This window comes from Priestia endophytica (assembly GCF_026790145.1).
In the GTDB taxonomy this organism is placed as follows: domain Bacteria; phylum Bacillota; class Bacilli; order Bacillales; family Bacillaceae_H; genus Bacillus_I; species Bacillus_I endophytica_A.
This window is the reverse complement of the sequence record NZ_JALAMS010000043.1, coordinates 43,185-49,534: the sequence shown is the minus strand read 5'-3', so window position 1 is coordinate 49,534 and position 6,350 is coordinate 43,185. Positions and strand designations below refer to the sequence as shown.

4 protein-coding genes and 2 pseudogenes are annotated in these 6,350 nt (G+C 32.6%); 1 reads left to right on the top strand and 5 read right to left on the bottom strand.

The annotated features are described in order from the left end of the window. Positions 1-393 precede the first annotated feature (393 nt). The gene (locus MOC86_RS23215) at positions 394-945 is read left to right on the top strand and encodes a GNAT family N-acetyltransferase (RefSeq protein ID WP_268586306.1); all 552 of its coding nucleotides are present in this window, start codon (positions 394-396) and stop codon (positions 943-945) included. 441 nt (positions 946-1,386) lie between these two features. Here the strand turns inward: MOC86_RS23215 and MOC86_RS23210 are convergent. The 5 genes and pseudogenes from MOC86_RS23210 to MOC86_RS23190 all read right to left on the bottom strand — a co-directional run bounded on the left by MOC86_RS23210 (position 1,387) and on the right by MOC86_RS23190 (position 6,041). Next, positions 1,387-1,934: pseudogene (locus MOC86_RS23210) on the bottom strand (Gfo/Idh/MocA family oxidoreductase). Between the two features lie 135 nt (positions 1,935-2,069). Beyond that, a pseudogene (locus MOC86_RS27540) lies at positions 2,070-2,381 on the bottom strand (Gfo/Idh/MocA family protein); the annotation flags it as partial. Between the two features lie 267 nt (positions 2,382-2,648). Continuing rightward, positions 2,649-3,512, bottom strand: coding sequence for a sugar phosphate isomerase/epimerase family protein (locus MOC86_RS23200; RefSeq protein ID WP_268586305.1), 864 nt, complete (start codon positions 3,510-3,512; stop codon positions 2,649-2,651). Positions 3,513-3,867: 355 nt separating this feature from the next. After that, positions 3,868-4,776 carry an AraC family transcriptional regulator gene (locus tag MOC86_RS23195; RefSeq protein ID WP_268586304.1) on the bottom strand — a complete coding sequence of 303 codons (909 nt, stop codon included), beginning with the start codon at positions 4,774-4,776 and terminating at the stop codon, positions 3,868-3,870. Between the two features lie 599 nt (positions 4,777-5,375). Next, entirely contained in the window at positions 5,376-6,041 is a 666-nt protein-coding gene (locus MOC86_RS23190; RefSeq protein WP_268586303.1) for a FusB/FusC family EF-G-binding protein, read from the bottom strand. Positions 6,042-6,350: the final 309 nt, after the last annotated feature.

The following is a 6,350-nucleotide window of genomic DNA, read 5'->3' as shown; positions in this document are numbered from 1 at the left end:
ACTCTTGGTCCCATAGAAAAAACACCTCCACGTTATAGTTCGGTCATTTGTATCCGATCTTTAACGAAAAGGTGTTTTTTATTTGTCTCACTTCATGGGGTCAGTCCCTTACATAGAAAGCTGGATTTTTTTAATCGATAAGTTTTTCATTGTTCATTTAACATATCATAATTAGAAATGGCTCTGATTCTTAATCTATTTAGTTCATTTCTGGCGATTTAATTAAAACTTACAATTACATTTGTAGAGCAACTTAAATGGTTCTGTTGCAAAGATTTTTGAGAAATTACTCTCACAAAATAAAAACAAACAGGCTTAACTTAAACTATACTTAAAAAGTACGTGGTGACTTTTACATAGCTTCCAATTAACCCCTATAAGGAGATGATTTTAATGAAAAGAATTCCACTTAAAATGGTGAGAAAGAAGTTATTGGATATTCCTCAATATTCGCTTCCAACTGGATTTCAAATTAGGTTATTTGAAAAAGGTGACGAGGATAATTGGGCTAAGATTGAAACAAGTGTAGATGAATTTAAAAACGAGAAAGCTGCACTAGAACACTTCAATAAAGAATTTGGACCATATATTGATGAGATGTCCATGCGGTGTGTTTTCATTGAAAATAAAAATGGAGAAGTGCTTGGAACAACAACAGCTTGGTATGGCGACTTAAATGGTAATGGGGAAATATGGGGTAGAATACATTGGGTAGGTGTCGCTCCTGAATATCAAGGGGCGAAACTTTCAAAACCTTTACTTAGTGCAGCTATGAATATTTTGGCTCATCATCATTCAAAAGCCTATCTTACATCGCAAACTACGAGTTATCAAGCTATCAATATGTACTTAAACTATGGGTTTGAACCTTTCATCACAGGACCAAACTGTTATGAAGCTTGGTCCTTGTTAGAAAATATTTTAAACCGAAAAATATTAAAGTAGCTTTAAACAAAGAGTGGACAAAATTTATCTATTTAAGGGTCATTCGTACATTTCTTAAATGGAAAGACACATTGATAAGGAGAAAAAGGAAGAGGAAAATGATGTTTTACCTATTGGATTCTATCTAGGTTTGACCATTATACCTTGGTATTTTCCTCATCTTTCGGTTTATCTCCTTTTTTATAGTCTTAACTGTTTTAGATACTCTAATTGTATGCTTCTATGAAGAATTGAAGAAATATATCGTCTACATCATTCTAGATTTTTAAAAATTTTAATGAGCGATAAAAAAGACCTTAGATTTATTTAATCAAGGCCTTTTCCGCTTATAAAATGTGTTATTTCTTACTATATATCAAGAAGCAAAATTTCATAGATAAAGAAAGATTAGAATTGTTTTAAATAAATTCAGTTTCTTCTGTCATAAGTATAAGTTCATAATTAAATGTCTATAAAGGTTTCTTTTTCAATAGATTTAAAACAAGCTTCAATAACTTTCACATTTTCAATTGTATCTTCCATCATAGATCTTGGTATTTCTCCATTCAATACACATTGAGAAAAGTATTCAACTTCAAGGATATATTGGTGACCCAACACTTTTTCCTCGCTATAAGCTCCATCTGTTTTATTAACTATTATCTGGGCTTCACCATTATACATTTGAGGTATAAAAGCTTTTGGCACTCGAATACTACCTTTTGTTCCAATGATTTCATAAGAATCTATTTGTGCCCGATCCATTGCAGCATCAAATACTGCTGTCATTCCATTATAAAATTCCATGAAACATACTACAGACATATCTACTTGACCTTCAACGTCCTTTTGTTGTGATGCAAAAACTCGACTAGGCTCGGCATTTAAAATGTTTCTAATGGAGTGAATACAATAACCCCCAACATCATAAAGACTTCCCCACCTAGATCTGGTCGCATACGTATGTTTTCAGCATGGTTTTCAAGATAAAATGATAAACTGACCTTCATTATTTTCACCTTACCAATTTCCCCAGATGTCAAAATTTCTTTTACTCTTTGGTGTTGAGGGTGAAATTGATACATAAAGCCTTCCATAAACATAACATTATTTTTCTTACATGTTTCTATCATTTCTTCCGCTTCTCTTGCATTTAATGCCGCTGGTTTCTCACACAATACATGCTTTCCTTTTTCTGCAGCTCTTTTTACTCATTGAGAATGAAGGGAATTAGGTAATGGAATATAAACTGCATCAATATCCGAATCTTCTAGTAATTCATTATATGATTTGTGAATTTTTAGGATTTCAAACTTAGAAGCAATATCTTTTACTTTATCATTAGAACTAGCAATGGTAACTACTTTCGCATTAGTAGCATCCCTAAAAGCTGGTAGTAATTCATCTTGAGCAATTTGTGCGGTACTTAAGATTCCCCAGCGAACACGTTTAGTCATTGATCCCAACTCCCTTGATTTTTAAAAGTTCTAGTTCTAATTTTCTCTTAATAATGATTGGTTGAACATGAATTAGTTAGTAAAGGCAAACGGAGAGATAATATTTTATTCACAATAAAGAGTAACTTTCTCAATCTAAAAATCTGGGACAGTTTCAATAACTGCCCCAGATTTTTAAGAGATTAAATATTGTTAGCTATTTTTTAAAGAAAAAGGAAACAACTTTCTAGTAATTTTTTAGATTGAACTGAAACTTATATACCAGTATTAGATGTTTAATCCTTCTCTAATCGATTTTAACGTTACGTCATTCGACCACTCTGGACGATCCGGATAAGCAAAAACAGCGTTTGTGACAATACCATCAAACTTCATTTCTCTTAGTTTTTGATAAAGCGCCTCAAAGTTGATTTCTCCTTCACCAGGGTTTAAATGTTGGTGAATCGTGACCTTTGCATCTGGTGGATTAACAATGTAACGTAACCCAAAAGCTGCTTTATGGTTTAGGGTATCTGCAATGAGAACGTGTGCTAATAAATCACCGGCTTCCTCTAGATGTTGCGCAACATCACCAATGCCATCATCATAGAAGAAAGCGTGTGGAACAGAATACACAAGTTTAATCCAGTCTTTGTCCAAAGCACGAATCATACGAATCGCTTCGGTATTTAATTCGATAAAATCATTTGGGTGGGATTGAAGGTTTAATTTAATTCCTTCTCTTTCAAAGATCGGCATAAGTTCTTCCATTGATTTCACAAAAGCAGCTTCACTTTCCACAGGGCGACTTATATCCCCACTGAATTCACTATTCATTAAGTCTACACCTAATTCAGATGTAATTTCGATGCATCGTTTCCAGTTTCTCACCGCAGCTTGTCGCTCCTCCTCCTTTGGGGAAGACCACTGCTGAACAGGTAGGACCGAAGAAATTTTGACCCCTGCATCTGTACAATAGCGTTTTAAATCTTTGATTAGCTGTTTGTCCACTTTTGGATACTCATAAAACCAAATAAAATCTTTACGTGGTGATAACTCTACATACTCATATCCTAATCTTGCAACTGTATCAATCGTATCTTTTAAATTTGTATTATCGCGATAATGCGATGGGTCATAGGCTAAACGCATTATAAATTTCCCCTTTCTGTTTGTTGCATGGAAAAGGCATATCCATATACAACGTCATTGGTATGTTCTAATGATAGATAATAGTAAAGAGGGGTTTGCTTTTTACTTTTAAAGACATTTCATAAATTCGATTAGTATAAAGAATGCGCTTCCATTTCTATGTGATTAGCCTTTGTGAAAAGAAGCACCTTCCTTGATACAGTAAGTATCCCCTTTGTATAGTCCATTATATAGAACATTTTAATAATAGTAATTACATTTTGGGGACACTTTTTTGTACTTTGGAGACATCTTTCATTAAGAACTAAACGGAAAAACAATTTTCTTGCACTCTTGTACATGAAATAAGTGTAGATTATTTACTAGCATATGTAGTTGTCTTTCTGTCTACAAATAGAGAGCGAAACCGCCCAGGTGATGTTTGCATCGTAGAAGTAAAAACACGGGTGAAATAGTGAACACTCATAAACCCCGTTTCTTCAGAAATTTCTTTTAACGATAGATCTGTTTTTTTCAATAATATAGTTGCCTTTTTTATTCGTTCGTCTTGAACATATTTTGAAAAACTTACTCCTAATTCAGATACAAAAATACGAGATAAATGCCTAGAAGATATATGGAGGTGTTTCGCAACCTCTGTAAGTTTTAAAGGATTTGATAAGTTATCGTTAATATATAATTGCGCTTGAGTAAGGAGTACAGAATACTGTTCAGGAACATTTTTATGGTCACTCTTATTTAAATCAGCAACAAAATCTTGGAGTATTGACACAATAAGCGAATATGCAATATTCGAAAGCATCTCTTCAAAAAGTACATTTTCATGCTTGGTCGCTTGGATCAGAAGCGCTTTCCATAATAATACGGTTTCGGTTTCAGATTTATCATGTAAAATAATATCAGTGCATTGTTTTGCTATCTCCCTGATTCTTATCCAACTCTCACTCGATTCTGATTCGATGAGTTGAAATGCAACATATAATAGAGATAACCCCTTCTCACTTTTTATTTGATGTAACACTTCTGGCCTAGATAAAAAAAGTGTATGTTTTTGAAGCGAATAAGTACAATTATTATCTATATAAGTCCCTTCACCTTCAGCTACATAACATACTTCAAAAAAAGAATGTTTATGTAGATCATTATTATAATGTTTTGGCATAACTCCCCAATAATGAGTTTGAAAAGAAGCACCATTTTGCTTTACATGTTGAATGTAATTATTAAGAGCAGTTTTTCCTGACAAATATTTATTTAAATCCAACAAAACCACTTCCTTTCCAAGTAACCGACTAGATTCAAGGCTTACCACATAAATTCACACTTTATAATTTAAATTCATTAAATGAAACAGATCTACCTTACCCGAAAAATTGCATTAATATTTTTAATCCTCATATTAAATAAGCATTTCTACACTTAAAAACGGAATATCCCTTAGACTATCCAACAAATCTTAACTATAGCTTTTATTACCCTTAATTTCATTTTTCTACTTGAACGATGTACAGCAACTCCATCGTAACCATTGAGTAATTTGAAAATCAGGATAACAGAATATGTATTCCTGCCTCCTTTTTATGTACAAACCAACATGAAAAGAAAGTCCTGATCGGAGATTTCTCAGGAGTAATATTGTAATAGCTTCCTGAGAAACTACATTTAGCTTTATAAATTATAAGAACTATATACAAAAATATCTACTAAATTATAGCTTATGGATAAGCATAAACTCTTTGTCACTCAACGGGTTTATGCTTTTTTTACTTTCTCTAATGGACATTATGTGAACTAGTTTCATCTATAATATACAAATCATAAAAATTAAATAGTAAAGAAATTAAAAAACTGAGGGAAAGTCCCTCAGTTTTTTTTCAACTGTACAATGAAGTCATTTAACTTACCTAGTGTGATTAAATTGTGATTACATTTTTGGCTATCTTTGCAAATGTAATTCCCTTTAGTTGTATACGTCTCTTTCCCACTTTTCACTTTTGACATAAACAATCCAACTTCTTCAAATCCATTACATAAAGCACATATTCCCTCTACACTGCTCTTAAATGTTCCTTGTATTCCCATTAACTTTTCATTGTAATCAACAATCAGATGTTTTCTCTCTGAGCGAATATCGTACCAACCCAAATAAGAAATCTCCTTTAAATCCAGATCTTTAAGGGGAGGAACTTGTAATTTTTTGGATTTAGGAAATAATTTTTTTACTGTTTTTTCCGTTATTTGTTTAAACGGAATAACATAAGCTTTTAGATTTGATAGAAATTTTTCTGCTTGAGTTGTTTCTTCTATTTCAACCAGCTTCTCTAGGATAGTCATCTGGTTCTCGCAAATATCAGGAAACACGGTTAATACTTTATCAAGGGAATGGAATTTCAACGCATTAAGAACATCTTTATCTTTAACCGTTGAATGGGCTTGAACGAGATTTTTTGTTTGTACCTTAATAAAGTTATATTGGTCACATCTTATAAAAGGTTCCATGTTTATCATAATAGCTTTTTCATTTTTCATTTCTGCCAGCTCCTTATTTTGGTAAAAAATTGAACTTAAATAAGGTGCAAAGCCGATTTATCAGAAATGAGATAAGCTTATTGTCATTGGGCGATTAGTTTAAAGTCCACCCCATGCAAAGTATCGCCTTTCCAATAACAGGCTTTGCATGAGACGCTGCAAACGCTGGTGGATAAATACTCATATTCACCAACTTATATCACCTCCTAAAACATCAATTATTATAACATAAATGTCTACTATAAGGATCTTTAAAATCAAATAATACTTATATTCACGAAGAACATGGGGAGATATAGGCTTTAAAAA